We start from the raw sequence: 18,460 nt of genomic DNA on the forward strand, positions 1-18,460 counted from the left end.
CCTCATGCATCTGAGGGTGAAAGTCCGGAGTTACGACGGTTCGAGGATCAGGCCAGTCCGGGCGATGAAGCCGTCGAGCAGCGCGGGACGGTACTGCATCCGTTTGAGCTTGGTCTTGACCAGTGTGGCGAGCTGTCGGTGTCGCGCCTTCAACAGGCTCTGCTGGACGAGCCTCTCTGGTGTCGCCTGCTCAGTTCCGGCAAGGCTGATCAGGGATGCGCGAAAGGTCCAGCACCGTATACCGGTTGCCCCGTTCTCTCCAGAACAGGATCGGCGCTTCCGGGCCTGACGCTCCCCTGCCGATCGCGCTGGAGCCTTCGACCTCGTGCTTCACACCGACCCGCACCGACCTGGCGGCGCACCGGTCGTACAGGAGCGCGGTTGAGCCCGAATCCTTGACGGAACCACGCACCTCGATTCCATGCACATATGGCAGGGCGAAAAGACCGAATCTGTCACCGATCAGCGCGCCTCCCCAAGCCGCGGGAAACGTGACGCGTTCCGAACCGTCCCTGCGCTGGATGAACCCCTTGGTCAGTTCGTGGTAACCCGGCTCCAGCTCGCCCGCGCACCATTCGCCCCCGCAGGTCATGTACCGCACATCCGGATCGGACCGGTCCGTGGGTGGATTTCCGGCCGGAACGGTGATCTCCTGCGGCTTCCCGCCGGAGAGCGGGATCCGATAGGAGCCGTTCTCGTTCCGCCAGGTGATCTGATCACCGTCGATCGTCAGCTCATCCTGGAGAGGAAACTCGTCATAGTGACCCGTCAGCCAGGTCACCAGCCTCATCTGCCCGCCCGACCTCGGCATGGCCCACAGCTCGACGTGCCGCAGGCCCGGGTTCCAGCGCTCGGAGCGGTAGACCCCGACGGTCCAGACGACCTGCTCCTCACCCACGGCCACGCTTCGAATCTCGTAACACAGATCACAGTCGCTCCACTTCGGAGCCGTGGCCAGCACCCGGTGCCGACCTGTTCGGCGGTCGTACGCCACGAACTGGGCACGCGGGGCGAACGGGGTGACCATGAGGGCCTCGTTCGCACTCAGCATGGCGACCGGCTGGACGTTGGGCCCCTTCTTGAGCTTGGCCGGCAGGGTGAAGACAGCCTCGGGCCATACCTTGACGGCGGGGTTCAATTCGGGCGGCTTCGGCAGCTTCGCAGGCCAGGTGGGCAGCGGCCGACGGTCGGTGACGGTGGCCGTACATGCCGACACCGCACCGACCGCGACGGCGAATAACGCCACAACCGCGAGCAGCCGAAAAATCCGCGCGTGATTCACGGCCTATCAGACGCATGAAGCACCACGTGAGTTCCTGACTTCCGGCCATAAATGACGCTTCAGAAAAATTCTGAGAGTCAGTCAGGTCAGCCGATCGAAACCCCCGGATTTGACGCCACCAACGAAAGTCCGCCACTGGCCGGGGGTGAAGAGCAGGTTGGGGCCGTGCGGGTCCTTGCTGTCACGGACCGCGACAGCACCGGGCAGGTTGGCAGCGACCTCCACACACTGCCCACCGTTGTCGCCAGAAAGCGATGACTTCCGCCACACGGCAGCACTCAGAATTCCCGCCTCACTTCCTCGATCATTTTTAGGGACATGTGTTCAGGGTAAGCCCATCGGCGTATCGCTTCATAGCGATTCCATATTGAGGTCACAAAGATGGGATCTCCCGAAACCCGTCTGTAGAAGACCCGGAACGAGCAGCGGATCTCAGGACCTCAGGACGAGGGCGACCGGCTCAATCTCTTCGGCCCAGCCGACGAACCAGGTAGGGCCGCCGTGGCGGGCGACGATGTGTTGACGCATGTCGGTGAAGTACGTACTGCCGTCGGAGCCGAAGAGCAGGTCGAGTCGTTCGGCGTCGGATTTCGACGGGGTGCGGCTGGCGCTCTCCAGGCGGCTTATCTGGGTCTGGGTGCAGCCGAGGCGTCTGCCCACGGCGCTCTGGGAGAGCTGGGCGGCCTCGCGCAGGCGGCGCATCTCGGCGCCGAAGCGCGCGCGGGGGGAGCCCGGGTCCGGGGGGATCTCGTCGCTCATCGCATTCCTCCTGAAATAGAGAAAAACGGATTTTTAGTTATAGCGGCGATTCCAGGCCCTGGTATGGGGAAACCCTCACCCGACATTCCAGAGCATCCACCGGGGTGCCAATCCAGCCATGAATCCACCTGCCACGCGGGCAATCTAATCACACGTCTTCTCGGTTCGACAGGACAGAAAAGAAAGCATCCTCATACCTTTAAATCAGGGGCGAGAACGAGTGATGAATGATCAGAACGGCGACCTTTCGCGCCTCGGTCGTGCCCGCCGGGGGCATCCGGAGGACCGGAGCGTGACGGCGGTCGAGCGGCGTGCGCGATTCGTTCATCTGACCCTGCTCAGCTGGGATCTGCACGGCCTCGGGGTGTGCACCTCGCTGGTCCTTCCGGTGGCCGGGCAGCCGATTCTGGAGATCCGGTCGGCGACGGGCACGGCACTGGTCAGGGTCACGGTCGTCCGGCGCTACCGCGGCTGGGCGTTCGTCTGGCGGCCGTGGTGGGCGCGGCTCTGGCAGCGCGGGGAATGGGTCTGGGCGGAGGCCGACAACGCGGCCGACATGATCATGTCGGCGGTGACCGCTTGAGATCCGAACGGGAGGCAACGGAGGAAGAGGACCGGCGCCCCGGACATCACGGCATGATGCCGTGGGCGGGTGAGCCGTACAGCGCGTGGCGGAAGGTCTTTCCCGGCCGGGTGGCCTCCGTGCCGGAGGTGCGGGCCTGGGCACGGGAGCTGCTGACCGGACGCGTCGCGGCCCCGGCGCTCGACGACGTGCTGCTCCTGCTGAGCGAACTGGCCGCCAACGCGGTGGCCCACTCCGACTCCGGGCGTGCGAAGGACGGGCGCCTGACCGTCTACCTGGCCCGTACCACCACGATGGTCCACGCGCAGGTCACCGACGACGGCTCCGTCACGAGCGCGCCCGCCGTACGCGTACCGGAGGCCGACGACGACGGCGGGCGGGGGTTGTGGCTGGTAGACCTGCTCGCCACCGAGTGGGGATTCCAGCACGACGGCCCGGGCAGATCGGTCTGGTTCCAGCTCAACAATATGCAGCTCAGAGATATCCAATGATCGAGAGTCAAGGAGGATGGGCTGACCGCTCGCTGATTATCAGTGTTTCTCTGCAAGGGGCAGCGAGTTGCTTCAGCGGCCTGGCGATCGGTGCGGCCGTGCACGACTCCGCCCTCGCCAACGCGTTCCAACCTCGAACGGCTCACGGGACGATTCGGGAATGCTCCAGTACACTTTTCTTGTGATGAGCGTATCCGTCGATCCCGCCATGCCATCGGAGGCGATGGTGGCGATTCACACTCGGCAGCGAGAACAATTCCGGCATCTCACTTTGAATGGTATCAAGAAATCCTTCTTGGACGATTTCGAAGCATTCCTGGCCACCCCCGGGACTCTCTCTCGCCCGTCACTGATCGTGCGCTGCCGGATCAGCGCTCAGGATCTCACTTTCCGCGTGGTCGTGGACAAACCCATATCGCGGCCGAGGCTGACGCAGTCCCTCCTGCCTTCCCTGAGGCGCACGCTCCACCGGATACATCAGCCCGCGGATTTCTTCGTGCTGTTGAGCGACAGTGTGTACGTCTCCCCGGCCAATCGCGCCAGGTTCCTCCAGTTCCTCAAGGGTGCGCCGCTGCTGAGATGTGACCGGCGTGACGACGACGACATCAGTTCGCACTCCGTTCTGATACCTGATTTCGGCATCCTGGGGCCCAAGTACGCCGACGAGCTCGTCGCCATCGCGAGGGCCTCTGACGCGATCGCGTTCGAGCAGCGCCTCAGCGTGATCAAGTGGCGCGGCACGCTGTCGGGTCCCGGGTATCCGAACCTCGACAATCGGCGGGATTTCGCCCGGTACGCACTCCTGATGGCCTCTCTGAGGCATCCGGACGTGTTGGACGCGCGCCTGATCACCTATGACAACATGACCGACAGCGAGTCCGCGGTCGCACTGCAACTACACCTGCGGGAGATGTTCGGGGACCCCGCTGAAGAACTGCCCGCTGAAAGCTTCGTGCGCCACAAGTACCTGATATCGCTGGACGGTGCGGTGGCGGCATGGAAACGCGTGCCCACAATCCTGGCTTCAAGGTCTGTCCTGCTGCTACAGCATCAATGGAGCCAGTTCTTCTACCCGGGCCTGAAGCCCTGGGTCCACTACGCACCCGTCCGGCACGACATCTCAGATTTGACGGAAGTTCATCGATGGTTGGTCGACCATCCGGCACAGGCGAGAACGATCGCCGACAACGGGCAGCGCTTCGCCAGGGAAATACTGCACCCGACGGTTCTGGAGACCTTCTTCGTCCAAGTCGTGAACAGGTGCGGCGAGTTGTACAGTGCTGATTGAAAAGGCGCGGGCCATCGACCGGCCGCTGATGTCCAGGCCGAGCTCGTCCTTTGGGTCTCCGACGCGGACCGGTGCCCAAGGTCACCCGCGGATGATGGCCGACGAGTTCTTCCTGATCTCGTCGATGCTTTGACAACCGGCGATCCGCATCGCGATGCGCAGTTCCTCCAGCAGAAGGCCGACCGCGTCGATGACCCCTTTCTCTCCGCCGGCTGCCAAGGCCCACATCACCGGTCTGCCGAGCAGGACACCGTCGGCTCCCAGCGCGATCGCCTTGAGGACGTCGGTGCCTCGTCGGAATCCGCTGTCGATGAGCAGAGTGGTTCGCTTCGACACGGCCGCGGCGACCTCGGGCAGCATCCTTATCGTCGACTCCGTGGTATCCAACTGCCTGCCCCCGTGATTGGACAGGATGAGTGCGGACACCTGCAGGTCCAAGGCCGGTTGTACGTCAAGCGGGTTCATGATGCCCTTGAGCATGACCGGCAGCGAGGTACGGCCGCGCAGCCACTCCACGTCGTTCCATGTCAGCGCGGGATCGAGTTCCGCACCGTCAACCGAGTGAACAGGGTTGTTGTGGACGACCACCTTTCGCTGTTTGAAGTTGGCGGCGACCACGTGATCCGGGAGAGCGAACCGGTTGCGGACGTTCTTGTAGCGTCTTCCGGCGACCGGACACCCAACGGTCAGGACTATGGCCTGGTAGCCCGAACTCTCCGCCCGTTGGATGAGATCCTTCGTGAGCGCTCTGTCCTTGAAGATGTACGTCTGAAACCAAAGGTTCTCGTTGGCGGAACCCCTGACGACGTCCTCGAGCGCGATACTGGACATCGAACTCACGATCATCGGAATGTTCAGGGTCTTCGCGGCTTTCGCGGTCGAGACTTCTCCGCTTTCGTGAACGAGCCGGTGAAAAGCCGTCGGACTGAACCCGATGGGGAAGCTAAACGAATGCTCCAGCAGACTGGTCCGCAGATCGAGGTCGGCGACGTTACGCAGGCACAATGGCAGTAGGCGAATCTCGTCCAGGTCGCGACGGTTGGCTCGGCTTGTGATCTCGTCGCAGGCGCCGCAGTCGATGTAGTCGAATATGTGCGGTGGAATCCGCTCTCTTGCCAGCATCCTGAAATCGTCGATCCTCACCGGACTCTCGTAGGTGCCGGTTTCCGTCGGTGTCATGGCGAGGGCGGCGCGGCCAGGCTCTCGTCGATGGGGGCCCAGTCGCCGTGGCGGTGCACGATCTTCCACTGGCCGTTCTCACGCCGGTAGACATGGGTGACCCGGATCGTCATCGGCTCGGCGGGCCGCCCGTCCACGGACGCGGTGAAGCGTTCGCAGCCCACGGTGTAGGCAAGGTCGCCGATGATGTCGATGACCTCCACGTCGAATCTGAGATCGCTGCACTGGGAGAACCTCGAACCCACCCAGCGGTAGACCCGGTTCAGCTCGTCGGTTCCCGTCGTGCACGCCCCCCATGCTCCGAAGAGGCTCAGCGGATCCTGTATCGACCACATTCGTATGAACGGTGCCTGGTCTCCCGAGAACAGCGCCCTCATCGCCTCGGTCTGGCGGGCGAGGGTGTCGGTACGGAAATCGTCGAGTTCACCCACGAGACCTCCCGATGCGGGACTCTCCTACAGCCGGCTAATCGAAAAGCTATACTGACGTATGATTTACGTCAATACATGCAAATATTCTCCGTGCCGGACGGGTGCCTGTGACGATCCGTCGGGGAGATAATGTCACCGGCAGTCTGTCGGAAAAGGCTTGATGTTTATCATGTCCTCGGTATAACCGAGCTTTCGCAGCAGCTTGTCTCTGACGCCAGGCCATTCTCTCTTGATGATGCTGAACAGGACAGAATCCCTGACTCGGCCGTCGTCGTAGATCATGTGCTGGCGGATCACACCTTCCTGAACGGCTCCCAGAATCTTCATGGCAGCCCTCGAACTCAGATTGAACGGGTCGGTGATCAGCTCCACGCGGTTGACCGACAGCGTTTCGAAGGCGTACGTCAACGTCAGCAACCTGACCTCGGAGTTGATGAGGGTTCCCCGGGCACTGCTCGTGTACCACGTCGAGCCGATGGCAAGGCGGAGGTGCTCGGGCGCCATGTCGTAGTACCGGGTCGAGCCGACGATCCTGTCGTCTGCCCGGCGCCTGACCGCGAACGGGTAGAGCTCACCGTTCGCATACCGTTCAACGGAGTAGTCGAACCAGTCGTCGAAGTCGGCTCCACGTACGGTAGTGAAGTACGTCCAGATGCTCTGATCATCGCCGGCGGCGTCTCGCAGCGGCTCTTGATGCTGCCTCGTCAGCGGCTCCAGCACGACGCAGGGCCCGGAAAGCGGGCCGGGCTTGGCGAACTTCATCCGCCTTCCCTTCCTTGGTGGCGCGACGACAGCACCCTGGTGCGCGACAAGAGCAAGAGATGTAGAGAAAAGTGTAAACCACCGGGTTTCCTGCGCGATCTGGCAGCGCACCCCGGCCACACCGCCTCCTCACGAAGTACCAGGTCATCGGCTATGATTACCGTCCCCGCGCCGATCCGCACGCCCTTGCCGATTCGCAGCCTCACGCCGGGAAAATCCTCTGCCTACGTCACGTTTCCCTTCTCTCTTCTCATCAGCCCGCGGCCCGCGCCGCGAGCCGCGTAACGGTCCGCCTCTGTGCACTTCAGGAGCACCATGAACCTCACCGCGCGAAGCGTCCTGGCCGTCGCCGCCCACGCCGACGACGAAGTCCTCGGCGCCGGCGGCACCCTGGCCGAGCACGTCCGCGCCGGAGACCGAGTACACGTGCTGGTCCTCAGCGCCAGCGCCACCAGCCGTCCCGGCCAGAGCCAGGACGCGATCCGCGCCCATCGCACCGACTGCGTCCGCCAGGTCGCCGCCCTCTACGGAGCCGAGGCCGAGGTCGCGGACTTCCCCGACAACGGCTTCGACACCGTTGCCCGGCTGAGGATCACCCAGACGGTGGAGGAGGCCGTCCGCCGGTGGCGGCCCGATGTCGTCTACACCCACAGCGTCGCCGACCTCTCCCTGGACCACCGCATCACCGCCGAAGCCACCGCGGCCGCAACCCGGCCGCAACCCGGCTGTCTCGTCCGCACCGTCTTGGCCTGGGAGGTCCGCTCAGCCACCGAATGGGGCACCGGGACCCCGTTCCGGCCCACCTGGTTCCAGCCCCTGACCCCGCAAGCCCTCGCCGTGAAAGAACAGGCCCTGAAGCTGTACGCATCAGAAATGAGACCCTGGCCCCACACGCGCTCGGCCGAGGCACTGCTGGCCGCCGCGCGCCTGCGCGGCGCGCAGATCGGATGCCAGGCAGCCGAAGCGTTCGAGGTCGTCCGGCACACTGTCACGGCGCCGACCTGAAAGACGTGCCTGGACAATGCTCTGGCCGAGGCGTTCAACGCCACCTTCAAAGGTGAACCTCGGTGCCGTCACTCATCGTTCGTCGACCCGGACCGTGACGTAGTGGGGGAACGGACGGATGGTGCCGAGGTCGTGCTCCAGTAGCACCACGCCGCCCCAGGCCGCGGCTTCGCGGAATCCGTGGAACTTGTAGGTCAGGTACATCATGCGATTGCGTTCGTTAGCGACGAAGTCGGCCCGCAGCCGCACGCCGTTGCGTTTGGCGGACTGCATGATGTGGCTCACCATGATCCCGCCCACTCCGCGGGTGATGACGCGACAGGACATAACAAGCAGCTTGACCAGCCAGGTGTCCGAACCTCGCTCGATCAACGCCAGGCCGATGGTTCCGCTGGTCCCGTATCGATCTTCCAGCTCGGCAACCAGGAGGAGATGGTCAGGCGAATCCCTGAGATCGTTCAGTTCCTCGTATGAGTAAAACCGGCCGGTCGTGTTGAGCTGGCTGGTCCTTATCGTGAGTTCCTCTGCTCGACGCAGGTCGAGTTCGCCGGCCGGGCGAATCGTCATGCACATGTCGAGCGTTTCGAAGAACTTCTCGCGGCTGCCGGGAGACTCGTCTTCGGACCGTTTTCGCTGGATGTCGGCCTGGCACATCTGCCGTCTCTTCCTCGATTCGTCGGTGACGAAACGGGGCCGCATCCGGGGCATGTCCAGCACCTTGTCGACGTCGACGGCGTCGATCGCACTCACCTGGGGCAGGGCGTGTCGCACCTCGTCGCGTTCGAATGCCTGATCGTCGACGAAGGCAAAGGTGTCCAGGCCGATGCCGAGTTCACCCGCGATGATCCTTATCGACGCCGACTTGTCGGCCCAGCCGATCTGCGGACACAGGAAGAACTCCGCGAGGCCGAACTCGGTCAACCTCGTCCAGGCCAGGTCGTAGTCGTTCTTGCTGGCGACGGACTGCAGTATGCCTCGGTTGTCGAGTTCCTCGACGACGTACCTGACGCCGGGTACGAGGACCAGATCGTCGCCTTCGAGCAAGGTGCCCTGCCACAACGTGTCGTCGAGGTCCCAAACGACGCACTTGATGCCCGGCCGCTCGTCCGTGGCAGGTGCGTGGCTGCGCTCAGCCCGCATACTCGCACTCCCGAACTGAATTGACGAATCCAGAAGCCAATCGAATCACCGCAGGTACGGCCGCTGGAAGGCGTAGTCCGCCAGGGTCACCTGGTGGATCTCATGGGTCCCCTCGATGATCCCCGCGACGGTGGCGTCACGCAGGTACCGGGCGACCGGATAGTCCGTGGTACAGCCGTTCGCCCCATGTAGGTGGACCGCATCGGTGGCGACCCGGATCGCCGCGCCGGCGGCGTGATACTTCGCCATGGCGGTCTCCATGACGGCACGCGGGTCGCCCACCTCCCGCAGGCAGGCGCTTCGATAGCAGACCGCCTGGGCGGCGGTGTGAGCGACCAGCATGTCGGTGAGGTGCCGGCGGACGAGTTGGTGGTCTTTCAGCCGGTGGTCCCCCTGCCGTCGCTGTTGGGTGTAGGAGACGCAGGCGTCCAGGCATCCCTGCATGATTCCGGTGCTTCCCCAGGCCACCGAGAACCGCCCATGGTCAAGCGCCCAGTTGGCGACGAAACTGATTCCCATGCCCGTGGGACCCACCTGGTGCGATCTCGGGACGTGGACGTTGTCGAGCCTGACTTCGGCCAGCATCGAACCCCGGGTGCCGAAGATGTCCTTGGCCGGTGTCACCGTGAGGCCGTCACTGTGCCGGTCCACCACGAGCGCGACCGGCTTGCGTTCGTAATGGGCGAAGACCAGGAACAGGTCGGCGATCTGCCCGAAGGTGATCCATTTCTTCGTGCCGCTGACCAGATAGCCGTCGCTCAGCTTCACCGCCTGCGTCTCGATCGCATGCGCCGCGCTGCCGGCGTTCGGCTCGCTCAAGGCGAAGGCGATGATCTTTTTACCCGCGCAGAGCTCCGGCAGCCATCGCTGGTGCTGATCCCGGTCGCCCAGCGCGACGAGCGCCTGAGCCGCCATGTTGTGCACCGTCATCAGGCTGCGAACTGACGAGCACGCCTTTCCGATCTCCTCGGTGACCAGGCCGTAGCTGACCGGATCGATCCCACCCCCGCCCCACCGCGCAGGAAGGGCCGCACCGAGGTACCCGTTCTCCCTCATCGCGACCAGGACGGAAGCGGGGGTGATCTGTTGCTGGTCGATCTGGTCTGCCAGCGGGGCGATCTGCTCGGAAGCGAACTGTCGTGCCCTGTCGCGCCAGCCGGTCTGGGCGTCAGTCAGCCGCATGGCCGTGTCCGAGTGGCGGCTCCGTCGGCGTGCTCAGTTTCCGGAGAACGAACGCCGTCAGGGTGTCGATCGAGCAGAAGTTGTTGATGTCCAGGTCTTCTCGCTCGGCCGTGATCGAAAACTCGTTCTCGACGAACTGTACGAGCTGCAGAGCGAACAGGGAGTTGACGAGCCCCAGTTCGAACAAGTCGTCCCCGTCGCTGATCTCTTCCACGATCGCCCGCCTGAGGTAGCCTCTGATCCTGGTTCTCACGTCCATCGAAGTCCTCGCTGTCCGGAGTAGTCAAAGAAACCCTTGCCCGACTTCCGTCCGTGCAGGCCCGCGTCGACCATCTGTCTCAGCAGCGGGCACGCGCGGAACTTGCCGTCCCGGTAGCTCTCGTAGAGGACATCCAGCGTGAGAAGGACCGTGTCCAGACCGATCAAGTCGGCGGTCGCCAGCGGCCCCATCTCGTGTGCCAGGCACTTGACGAATATCTCGTCGACATCGGCCGGGGTGGCGACCCTGTCCTGCACGACGAAGATCGCTTCGTTGATCGCCAGCATGAGAACCCGGTTCGATACGAAACCGGGCATGTCATTGGCGACGATCGCCCGCTTGCCCAGCCCACCGAGGAAACATCGGACCGCCTCCACGGTCGCGTCGCTGGTGTGCCAGCCCTTGACGACCTCCACGACGGCCTTTCGGAAGACGGGATTCATAAAGTGCACGCCGATGACGCGGTCGGGTCGCTGTGTCGTGCCGGCCAAGCGGGTGATCGAGATCGCGGAGGTGTTGGCTGCCAGAATGCAGTCCGGTGGGCAGGTTCGATCCAGCTGCCTGAAGACCGCCTCCTTGATCGGCCAGCTTTCGGTGCTGTTATCCACGACGAGGCCGACCTCGGCCATACGGCGGTAGTCGGTCGTGAAGTCGATGCGCGACAATATGTCGGCATGGCTGGTCTCGCGGACCTTGGCATCGAACAGGGACGCGTACTTCAGGTTCTTGCCGATGTCGCACCGTGCCCGGTCGAGGATCTCAGTCTCGATATCCACCAGGACCACCAGGTGCCCGGCCTGAGCAAGGCTCTGTGCGACCTCGGTTCCGATGGTCCCCGCACCGATGACGCCGATGTTCGGATATTCCATGGAGATTCCCCTGCCTGGTCACAACGCCGTCTGACTCGTACGTCCACTGCTGTGCGCGAGTGTGCGCGACGGCTCGCTCAGCCGCTCAGCCCGAGATCCCGATGGACTATTCGCTCGATGGCGCCGGTGCCATCGAAGTCCAGCTCCGCACGCCGGTCGCGCACTCCACGGCTGCCGATCGAGCCGATGGCCCGCGCAAACAGTTCCGGTAGTTCGGACAGGTCGACCGATACGTCAAGGTCGACGAATTGCCTCAACCGGGCGGCATGACGATATTGCTCATCGCGCCGATCCTTCCAGAACGGGAAGCAGAGAATCTTGGCGTTCCCCTGCAGCGCCTCCAGAAGCGAGTTGTATCCGCCCGAGGAGACCACCAGGTCCGCGCCGGCATGGAAGAAGGGCATCTGGTGGGTCTCCCTGTGCAGCCGCAGGTTGCCTGTTTCGATGACGTCGCGGTGCCGCCACGTCCAGGCGATGTTCGATCGGGGCCCCTGAACGATGTCGAACGTGACGTCCGGGTATGCGCGGACGAGTTCCAGACAGCCCTCGATCAGCGGCTCTCCGAGCTGGCCACCGCCGGCCGAGGCGACTACCCAGGTGTCACCGTCTTTGAGGCCACGATCCTCGCGGGCCGTCTTCACCGTGCCTTGCGGCACGCTGTCCGTGACGTAACCGGTGTGGACCGTCTTCTCGCGTATTTCGGGCGAGATGTTGTACTGCGCCGCGAAATCGAAGACCTTCCGGTCGGTCGCGACCAGAATCCGGTGATAGTACGAATCCAGATACCGGCCGGCCTTTCCGCCGAATACGAGTTCGCGCAGGTTCACGGTCTCGTTCAGAACGCCCCTTGTCACCAGGTACTTGAGGCATCGCGTGTCCTTGATGACGTCCGCGATCTCTTCCCCCGCTCCCAGCGGAAGGTGGTCGACGAAAATGACATCGGGCTCGAACGCCTCCACGACCGCCGTCAGGATCGCCTTTCGCAGCCGAACGGCGTCGGCTTCGTCCAGGAAGACGAACGGCCGGCGGCCCCAGTAACGCGCCTTGGCTTCCAGGAGACTGTCCCAGCTCGGCAGGTGGACGTACTCGCACTCCTCTGGCACGAACCAGTGCGCCGCTGATCGGTGGCCGGTGACGATGAGGCAGGAAAGACGCCCTTGAAGTCTTCTGGCTATGCAACCGAGTCTCCTCAGGTGCCCTACGCCGGTGCCCCCGTCGTAGACGAAGAAGATCGCCCTCTTGGGTGGGCGGCCCGCCGCCTCAGCCGCCATCGTTGACTTCCGGTCCGGAGATGACCGCGGCACCGCGGCGAACGGACGGGATGAAACCTCGGGTCGCGCCCCCGCCGTCCATGTGGACCTCCCACTTGGTGGCGCCGTCGTCGCTGCGCAGCGCGGCGCTGCGGTTCGACGCGCTTTGGTGTGGATGACCTAACATTAATATAGATGTGATAAACAAAGGGCAATCGTCAATACTTTGCGGAAAGTCGAACGAGCTGAATTAATTCGTTCTCCTGCGCACGAGCGACCTTCGGACGACAGCGAGGAAGTCATCCATGTCGGCGAACGTGACGTCCGGGTAGATGTAGAAGAGAGGCTGGTCGGCGAGAGCCAGCGCATCGTCCATGCCGCTCACTCGCACCGGGATGGCGCCGGCTCCCTCCAGGGCGAGGACCGGAAGGGTGCACAGTTTGATGTCGTTCTTCCTGGTGAGCCTGAACACGGCGGCTCCCGCCCATGCCTGGACTCTGATTCCAGCGGCGATCGGCGTCGACACCGCCAGCTGACCGGCCTTCGCGTGGATGGTCCAGCGGAGATGGCCTGGCAGGCAGGTCAATATGGGGTCTTCCGCAAGCTCCCGGTCGCTCTTGATCTCGGCCATGTAGTCGATCGCACAGCCCCAGGACTCCCTCAGCATCGTCTGCCTCAGGTACTCCTTCACTCGTTCCGTCGGTGCGAGCCCCGCGCCGACGTCGGCTTCCGCGCGGATGCGGGCGAGTTCGGAGGGCGAGATCGCGGTGTACGGCTTGAAGATGTGTGCTGTGAGATCGCGGTAGAGAGCGTGGTAGGCATCAACCGGCATGCGCTCGAACATCTTGAGCGAGTCATACTTGATCGTGTAGACCAAGGATTTCAGTAGGGAGACGAACCGGCCCGCAGGATTGGAGTATTCCGGATCGGGTTCGACCCGGGCGGCCATGGTCATTGCGGAAGCCATCTCGTTCGGGTCAAATATCGGCCACAGCGCTTGTCCGTACTCTGTACGCGCCCTGTCGGCGATTTCGGCCTTCCGCTGCCAGGCACTCGCCGGCATCGAGTCCCGAAGAAGCGATCGATAGTCGAGTATGTTGATGTGCTGCTCAAGCCGTAATCGTTCGATCCAGAGTCCGAGGCGATTCCGGTAGCGCTCGATGACGCTGTCCGGCTCGTTCACCAGTCTGTTGTAGCGACTCCCGTCCGAAACGACTGTGAATCCCGCCAGACGCCCTCGCAGGTCAGGTCTTGCCGCTCGGTAGATCTGCTCGATCGTTGACACGATCTCGTAAAGACCGAGAATGAAGTTGAGCTCGGCCAGGTCCGGTAGTCGACCGCGGGTCTTGAGGGGTGAGGAGAATTTGAACGGCAGCGCCGGAATGACCATTTCGATCGGGGAGCCGGACTCGATTCGCTCCGCCACGGTACTGCACAGCAGTTCCCTGGAGCAGCTTTCCAGAGGCTCCCTGCGATACTGCCGGTCGAACATGACTTCCGTGATGAACTGAGCTGTTCCGACCTTGCGTGGATCAGCCAGTCCGTACTTCCGATAGTTCTCACGCGCCCTAGATCGTGCGGCGGTGGCCCGATCCTTGGAGAAGGTGTCGCATGCCTCGCGCATGGCGGGAATCAGGCGGTTATGGACGGCCTCGGCATCGATGTCGAGTGCCTTCGCGACGAACTGACCCTCATCGTAGAGTTGAAGCTCCGAATTGGCGGCCAGTTCATGCATGAAATGGGAACTGATCACGGCCTCTTGGATCTTGTCGAGGCCGACCTGGTAGGATAAATGCTCCGAAGAAGGAGCTCGCGGGAACCTCATGACGCCAGATCGTCGAGTATCCGGTCCATGTGTCGACGCCCCCTTGGTTGAGCCTGGATCGGTGGTTTCTCCAGGTTCGAGTTGAGGTCGAGTGGCACGCTGAGAAGGGCACGATGGTGGTCAGGACAGACGGTTCCCCTGGCCGACCCACAGAGCCGTGAGGCGAATCCCGGTGTGGGCGCGGTGCTTTTGATCGGTCTCGGGATGCGCCCCGTCGGCCCGCCTCAGCGGGCCTAAGTGATGATGTGCCTTCGGTCCATCCGCCGACTGTGCCACGGGTGGAACATGACTGACCCACTAATATCACAGCCTTACCTTTTCCAACAAGCAGTCGTTTCCGTGGCCGGAACGAGTCGCCGCTGCTCCGGAGATCGTCTTCGCCGCTGTCCGAGCGGGCTCGGAGGTTACTGGAACGATCTCGTTATTACGTGACGCCTCAGCGGATCTGGATGAGGAATTCTGTGATCGTCGACATACGCTTGGGCCGCATTCATACGAGCTGGACCGAAAGGCCCTGCGGAGTCTCGGGAACGCCGACGGACATCGTCTCCAGGAGATCGATTAATGTCGCTTGACGTGCGCGAAGATGTGTGTCGATACTGCGATATGCGGAGCTTCGATCAGGTGGCCGTCTACGAGCACAGCGCCTGGAAGGGGTCCCTGCTTCCGGCTATCTTACCGGGGGCGCACCGCATCAGCGTCAGCCTCGGAGAAAGGTTCCAGGATGTGCTTTCACGAATACCGGCCATGTGTCGCGTCTTCGTGTTCCATGTCAACCTGACGCTTTCCGCCCGGGTGCCGTTCGACCGAGAAAAGCTCGTCGACGAACTGCGGACCCGAGGCGTCACGGTGCGAAACGCCGGGATCTCCGATATCTCGAAGCGCGCCGTCCAACGAGCTTGCGCCCGCGCCGGGGTCTCCTCGGCCATCGCGCCACGCGACGGCGATCCTGACGAGCTGCTGCTGGTCAAAACGAATTGCAACTACCACGGCGTGCGTGAGTGCGAATTGACCGTTCCGCAAAGGGACATGCTGGGATACGAGTCACCGCACGACATGCCGTCGTCGAGAGCGGAGGCGGACTATCACGTGATGAGGCGCGATGAGGTCCCCGCGGCTGTCTGGACCTCGGCACACTGGGTCGTCGAGCGGTACATCACCAATGCGGCCCATCGCTTCCATCGTGTCTATCTCGCGGGTGAGGCCATGGTCGTATCGCGGGTGTTCGACTCGGCGATCTTCAAGAAGATGCCTGTGGGGATCACGCGAGAGAGCTACTACCTGAACACAGCCGATGCTGACCGCCCGGCGGCGCTCCCTGCGGATATCGGCGGCGTCGCGGCGATGTCCGCCCGCGTCGCGGACGCCGCACAGGTGGAGTACGGAGCTTTCGACGTGGTCGGCGATGACCACGGCGGGCTCTACCTGATCGACATCAACACGACGCCTTCCTGGGGCAACGGAGGACATCCCGACCTGCTCGCCTATCTCGGGTCGGGTCTCGTGCGGAACCCCGATGGGGGGTAAGCGGGAGACGGCACTGATCCGGTTGCGCTACCTGGAGGACCGTCTGCATCTGCCGTACGTCTATGCCAAGTGCGAGATGAGGAACCCGACGGGAACGCACAAAGACAGGGTTGCCGGCGGGCTGGTGCTCGCGGCGATCCGCGACGGAGCGGTCGGTGTCACGGTCGGCAGCTGCGGCAACCTCGGAGTGGCCCTGAGCTGGGCGAGTCGTGCGCGCGGGTTGTCGTGCACCGTCTTCGTGCCGATCCGATATCGCCATACCCGGTCCGAAGAGATGATCGGTCTCGGAGCCGTGGTGGTCGCCAGAGGGGACAACTACGAGGCGGCGGTCAAGGCGAGCCGGAACTTCGCCAGGGAGCGTCAGCTGTTCGATGCCAACCCCATCGGCCGTGGAGGAAGGATCGCGATCCTGGCGTACGGCGCGATCGTCGACGAGCTCATAGCGCAGTGTCCGGCACCGCTAGGGTCGATCTGGCTGCCCGTCGGCAACGGCACGTGCGCGGCCGGCGTGTACGCCCGACTCCAGCATCGGGCACTCACGGTGAGCATCGGCGTGGTGGGAAGCGCCGGGAACACCGCGCTGACGGCAAGCCTCGCCAGAGGTCGACTGATTGAGCTCGACGCCGCGCAGCTGCTGGAGACGGAAGTGAACGAGCCGCTCGTGAACTGGCGCTCGTTTCATGCCCGCGAGGCGATGGACGCGGTCCTGCGCACAGGTGGCCACTTCTGCGACGCGACGGACGAACAGCTGGGCGTGGCCAGTGACAGCATGTTCAGGTACGCCGACCTCCGCGTGTCCCCGGCAGGCGCAGCCGGTCTGGTGGGCCTGCGGGCATTCGCGTCACAGCTCGATCCGACATCGGCGCACGTGGTGATTCTTACCGGTTGACCTTACAGAAACCGCCGGAGCTTGCCGCCGGGCAGATTGATGGCCGGGACGTTGGACAGCCCGAACCTGCTACCGGGGAAACGCTCACGCAAGGCCGCGGCCAGGGCAGTCGATGTTCGAGCAGTGTCCCCGCCAGGCTCACCCACCCAGGAGATCACGATCTGATGATCCTCGCCTGGCGCGACCTGATACTGCTTCACTGGAGGATCGGTCGCTTCGATCACTGTATTGATCTCCTCGGCGGTGATCGAAGTGCTTCCATCCCAGTAGGTCGCCCGTTCGCGTCCGGGCATGGCGACGATGGTCTGTCCGTCGTGACCGCAGCCGCACTCACCCGACGTCACCGTCGCCCTGTCGCCGATACGGTAACGGACGAAGGCGTGGCGCCAGTTGAGCGCATTGGTGATGAGCAACTGCCCCGTCCCGGTCGGGCTGAGGCTTTCGTCGCTCACTGCCACCTCGACCGTCAGATGATCCGTCACAACGTGCATGCCGCCGCGGTGCTGACACTCGTACGCGATCAGGCCCGCTTCGCTGGCGGTATACGCGTCGACGACCGGGCACCCAAACCATGCCTCGATGCGTGCGCGGTTGTCGGCGTAGAGGTTCTCGCCGCTGCACACCACGTTGGCCGGTGCGATCCGTCCGCCTCCGTCATGCAGGCTGTCCAGCTCGACGAGGTTCAGCAGCGCCGAGGGCTTGCCGTGCAGCAATGCGATCCGCGCGCGGCGAAGATGCTCGACGAGCGCGGCGTCGGTCGCCTCGTCGCGTCCCAGGGTCAGTCTTCGCAGGATCGCTCCATCCAGGGCGGGCATCACGACCGAGGTACGAAGATCGCGAGGTGAATCCGAGATCACGAAGGCCGAGGGTTCACCCCGGACCAGGGACGAAAAGAGGTTCGGCAGGACCGTCGAGAGCCGAAGGTAGCTCGCGTGATTGAGATCGAAGAGGCTCGGTAGGTCCCAGGCGACGCGAAGGCTGCGGCCGAAGGTGCCGTTCGTGGAAATCCGGAGGAATTCGCTACGGGGATCCTCGAAAGCAGTGCTGATGAATTCGAGGCGTCTGTCATCGTGATCAGCTCGATCAATGACGGGAAACCGGTCCAGATCCTGCACGGTGCCGTTGAAGAGGTTCCGGTAGTAAGGCACCGCGGCCGAACAGTTCGCAAGGAACGATCGCTTCAGGTCTGGACAGGTCACCCGTTCTACCCACAAAGGGTACGCTTCCAGTGCCAGTCTGAGATTGATGCGGGCGTTCTCGCGCGTGGTCTCGTCCGCAGTAAGATCATCTCGATGGATCGCCGACATGTGACTCAGCACATGAGAAGGACTTGAATCCCTCGCGCGCAGCTGAGTTGCTCGTCGGTAACGTCGTCGATGCGCTTGCGAAGCGCTGTGCGAACATCGTCGACCGTCCCGATGTGCTCCTCGGCGATCTCGATCACGACCTTGCGCTTCGCGCCCGCGTTCGCTGCTGTATAAGTCTCGCCCATGTCCCCTCCAGTGACGGATGTGGCGCTGGTCGCGCCTCTCCCAGAATTATCGACATCATGACCCTATGTAACAGGATAGTACCAGAGTGTGATGACAGCGAAGTGTGGGCTGGAGGCCGGCGGACCTCGTGCTGATCGACCCAAGCGCTGAGGGCCAGGGTGTGAGGTCTCAGCCGAAGTGGCGAGTTCTCAAGTGATCTGGCGAAGTCGGTGGCGAGAGCAGCCCTTTTCTCAGCTGATGTGGCGG

Annotated in this window: 21 protein-coding genes; 6 read left to right on the top strand and 15 right to left on the bottom strand. The window is 63.4% G+C overall.

Annotated elements, in window-relative coordinates; all coding sequences use genetic code 11:
* Positions 1-30: 30 nt before the first annotated feature.
* From ACQP0P_RS37610 to ACQP0P_RS37625, 4 genes are all read right to left on the bottom strand, one after another.
* The gene (locus ACQP0P_RS37610) at positions 31-153 is read right to left on the bottom strand and encodes a hypothetical protein (RefSeq protein WP_433364779.1); all 123 of its coding nucleotides are present in this window, start codon (positions 151-153) and stop codon (positions 31-33) included.
* Between the two features lie 37 nt (positions 154-190).
* Positions 191-1,246, bottom strand: a complete 1,056-nt coding sequence (locus ACQP0P_RS37615; RefSeq protein WP_433364782.1) for a TolB family protein — start codon at positions 1,244-1,246, stop codon at positions 191-193.
* Positions 1,247-1,363: 117 nt separating this feature from the next.
* On the bottom strand, positions 1,364-1,507 hold the full coding sequence (locus ACQP0P_RS37620) for a DUF397 domain-containing protein (protein ID WP_433364785.1): 144 nt from the start codon (positions 1,505-1,507) through the stop codon (positions 1,364-1,366).
* Positions 1,508-1,714: 207 nt separating this feature from the next.
* Positions 1,715-2,041: a helix-turn-helix domain-containing protein gene (locus ACQP0P_RS37625; protein WP_433364788.1), complete on the bottom strand. Its 327-nt coding sequence runs from the start codon at positions 2,039-2,041 to the stop codon at positions 1,715-1,717.
* 292 nt (positions 2,042-2,333) lie between these two features.
* Here ACQP0P_RS37625 and ACQP0P_RS37630 point away from each other — a divergent pair, with 292 nt between their 5' ends.
* The 3 genes from ACQP0P_RS37630 (at position 2,334) to ACQP0P_RS37640 (ending at position 4,403) form a co-directional block, all read left to right on the top strand.
* Positions 2,334-2,624 carry a hypothetical protein gene (locus tag ACQP0P_RS37630; protein ID WP_433364791.1) on the top strand — a complete coding sequence of 97 codons (291 nt, stop codon included), beginning with the start codon at positions 2,334-2,336 and terminating at the stop codon, positions 2,622-2,624.
* A gap of 53 nt (positions 2,625-2,677) precedes the next feature.
* Positions 2,678-3,115 carry an ATP-binding protein gene (locus tag ACQP0P_RS37635; RefSeq protein WP_433364794.1) on the top strand — a complete coding sequence of 146 codons (438 nt, stop codon included), beginning with the start codon at positions 2,678-2,680 and terminating at the stop codon, positions 3,113-3,115.
* A gap of 160 nt (positions 3,116-3,275) precedes the next feature.
* Positions 3,276-4,403 carry a glycosyl transferase family 90 gene (locus ACQP0P_RS37640; protein ID WP_433364797.1) on the top strand — a complete coding sequence of 376 codons (1,128 nt, stop codon included), beginning with the start codon at positions 3,276-3,278 and terminating at the stop codon, positions 4,401-4,403.
* An 81-nt stretch (positions 4,404-4,484) separates the two neighbouring features.
* On the opposite strand, the gene ACQP0P_RS37645 is transcribed toward ACQP0P_RS37640, so the two are convergent.
* The 3 genes from ACQP0P_RS37645 to ACQP0P_RS37655 form a co-directional block, all read right to left on the bottom strand.
* Positions 4,485-5,546, bottom strand: coding sequence for an alpha-hydroxy acid oxidase (locus tag ACQP0P_RS37645; RefSeq protein ID WP_433364799.1), 1,062 nt, complete (start codon positions 5,544-5,546; stop codon positions 4,485-4,487).
* A 32-nt stretch (positions 5,547-5,578) separates the two neighbouring features.
* On the bottom strand, positions 5,579-6,013 hold the full coding sequence (locus ACQP0P_RS37650) for a YybH family protein (RefSeq protein WP_433364802.1): 435 nt from the start codon (positions 6,011-6,013) through the stop codon (positions 5,579-5,581).
* A 132-nt stretch (positions 6,014-6,145) separates the two neighbouring features.
* A complete protein-coding gene (locus ACQP0P_RS37655; RefSeq protein ID WP_433364805.1) occupies positions 6,146-6,775 on the bottom strand; it encodes a GNAT family N-acetyltransferase in 630 nt (209 codons plus the stop codon).
* A gap of 315 nt (positions 6,776-7,090) precedes the next feature.
* Between ACQP0P_RS37655 and ACQP0P_RS37660 the strand changes: the two genes are divergently transcribed.
* On the top strand, positions 7,091-7,780 hold the full coding sequence (locus ACQP0P_RS37660; RefSeq protein WP_433364808.1) for a PIG-L deacetylase family protein: 690 nt from the start codon (positions 7,091-7,093) through the stop codon (positions 7,778-7,780).
* Positions 7,781-7,852: 72 nt separating this feature from the next.
* On the opposite strand, the gene ACQP0P_RS37665 is transcribed toward ACQP0P_RS37660, so the two are convergent.
* The 6 genes from ACQP0P_RS37665 to ACQP0P_RS37690 form a co-directional block, all read right to left on the bottom strand.
* Positions 7,853-8,920, bottom strand: a complete 1,068-nt coding sequence (locus ACQP0P_RS37665; protein WP_433364811.1) for an HAD-IIIC family phosphatase — start codon at positions 8,918-8,920, stop codon at positions 7,853-7,855.
* Positions 8,921-8,965: 45 nt separating this feature from the next.
* Positions 8,966-10,102 carry an acyl-CoA dehydrogenase family protein gene (locus ACQP0P_RS37670; RefSeq protein WP_433364814.1) on the bottom strand — a complete coding sequence of 379 codons (1,137 nt, stop codon included), beginning with the start codon at positions 10,100-10,102 and terminating at the stop codon, positions 8,966-8,968.
* Positions 10,089-10,316, bottom strand: coding sequence for a hypothetical protein (locus tag ACQP0P_RS37675; RefSeq protein WP_433364817.1), 228 nt, complete (start codon positions 10,314-10,316; stop codon positions 10,089-10,091). The genes ACQP0P_RS37670 and ACQP0P_RS37675 overlap by 14 nt, the downstream gene beginning before the upstream one ends.
* A 35-nt stretch (positions 10,317-10,351) precedes the next feature.
* Positions 10,352-11,230, bottom strand: coding sequence for a 3-hydroxyacyl-CoA dehydrogenase family protein (locus ACQP0P_RS37680; protein WP_433364820.1), 879 nt, complete (start codon positions 11,228-11,230; stop codon positions 10,352-10,354).
* Positions 11,231-11,307: 77 nt separating this feature from the next.
* On the bottom strand, positions 11,308-12,501 hold the full coding sequence (locus ACQP0P_RS37685; protein ID WP_433364823.1) for a hypothetical protein: 1,194 nt from the start codon (positions 12,499-12,501) through the stop codon (positions 11,308-11,310).
* A gap of 229 nt (positions 12,502-12,730) precedes the next feature.
* Positions 12,731-14,305, bottom strand: a complete 1,575-nt coding sequence (locus tag ACQP0P_RS37690; protein WP_433364826.1) for an L-tyrosine/L-tryptophan isonitrile synthase family protein — start codon at positions 14,303-14,305, stop codon at positions 12,731-12,733.
* Between the two features lie 564 nt (positions 14,306-14,869).
* Between ACQP0P_RS37690 and ACQP0P_RS37695 the strand changes: the two genes are divergently transcribed.
* Positions 14,870-15,832, top strand: coding sequence for a hypothetical protein (locus tag ACQP0P_RS37695; protein WP_433364829.1), 963 nt, complete (start codon positions 14,870-14,872; stop codon positions 15,830-15,832).
* Positions 15,833-15,854: 22 nt separating this feature from the next.
* Entirely contained in the window at positions 15,855-16,721 is an 867-nt protein-coding gene (locus ACQP0P_RS37700; RefSeq protein ID WP_433364831.1) for a pyridoxal-phosphate dependent enzyme, read from the top strand.
* A gap of 2 nt (positions 16,722-16,723) precedes the next feature.
* Here ACQP0P_RS37700 and ACQP0P_RS37705 read toward each other — a convergent pair whose 3' ends face one another.
* Entirely contained in the window at positions 16,724-18,028 is a 1,305-nt protein-coding gene (locus tag ACQP0P_RS37705; RefSeq protein ID WP_433364833.1) for a hypothetical protein, read from the bottom strand.
* A 5-nt stretch (positions 18,029-18,033) separates the two neighbouring features.
* Positions 18,034-18,213 carry a hypothetical protein gene (locus ACQP0P_RS37710; protein WP_433364835.1) on the bottom strand — a complete coding sequence of 60 codons (180 nt, stop codon included), beginning with the start codon at positions 18,211-18,213 and terminating at the stop codon, positions 18,034-18,036.
* Positions 18,214-18,460 lie beyond the last annotated feature (247 nt).

This window comes from Streptosporangium sp. CA-115845, assembly GCF_050943795.1.
Classification (GTDB): domain Bacteria; phylum Actinomycetota; class Actinomycetes; order Streptosporangiales; family Streptosporangiaceae; genus Streptosporangium.

Excerpts from the sequence above, each read along its gene's own strand:
- ACQP0P_RS37665 (WP_433364811.1), bottom strand. The coding sequence starts at position 8,920 with ATGCGGGCTGAGCGCAGCCACGCACCTGCCACGGACGAGCGGCCGGGC.
- ACQP0P_RS37705 (WP_433364833.1), bottom strand. The coding sequence starts at position 18,028 with ATGTCGGCGATCCATCGAGATGATCTTACTGCGGACGAGACCACGCGC.
- ACQP0P_RS37635 (WP_433364794.1), top strand. The coding sequence starts at position 2,678 with ATGATGCCGTGGGCGGGTGAGCCGTACAGCGCGTGGCGGAAGGTCTTT.
- ACQP0P_RS37710 (WP_433364835.1), bottom strand. The coding sequence starts at position 18,213 with ATGGGCGAGACTTATACAGCAGCGAACGCGGGCGCGAAGCGCAAGGTC.
- ACQP0P_RS37655 (WP_433364805.1), bottom strand. The coding sequence starts at position 6,775 with ATGAAGTTCGCCAAGCCCGGCCCGCTTTCCGGGCCCTGCGTCGTGCTG.
- ACQP0P_RS37690 (WP_433364826.1), bottom strand. The coding sequence starts at position 14,305 with ATGAGGTTCCCGCGAGCTCCTTCTTCGGAGCATTTATCCTACCAGGTC.
- ACQP0P_RS37680 (WP_433364820.1), bottom strand. The coding sequence starts at position 11,230 with ATGGAATATCCGAACATCGGCGTCATCGGTGCGGGGACCATCGGAACC.
- ACQP0P_RS37670 (WP_433364814.1), bottom strand. The coding sequence starts at position 10,102 with ATGCGGCTGACTGACGCCCAGACCGGCTGGCGCGACAGGGCACGACAG.
- ACQP0P_RS37685 (WP_433364823.1), bottom strand. The coding sequence starts at position 12,501 with ATGGCGGCTGAGGCGGCGGGCCGCCCACCCAAGAGGGCGATCTTCTTC.
- ACQP0P_RS37660 (WP_433364808.1), top strand. The coding sequence starts at position 7,091 with ATGAACCTCACCGCGCGAAGCGTCCTGGCCGTCGCCGCCCACGCCGAC.
- ACQP0P_RS37695 (WP_433364829.1), top strand. The coding sequence starts at position 14,870 with ATGTCGCTTGACGTGCGCGAAGATGTGTGTCGATACTGCGATATGCGG.
- ACQP0P_RS37640 (WP_433364797.1), top strand. The coding sequence starts at position 3,276 with ATGCTCCAGTACACTTTTCTTGTGATGAGCGTATCCGTCGATCCCGCC.
- ACQP0P_RS37625 (WP_433364788.1), bottom strand. The coding sequence starts at position 2,041 with ATGAGCGACGAGATCCCCCCGGACCCGGGCTCCCCCCGCGCGCGCTTC.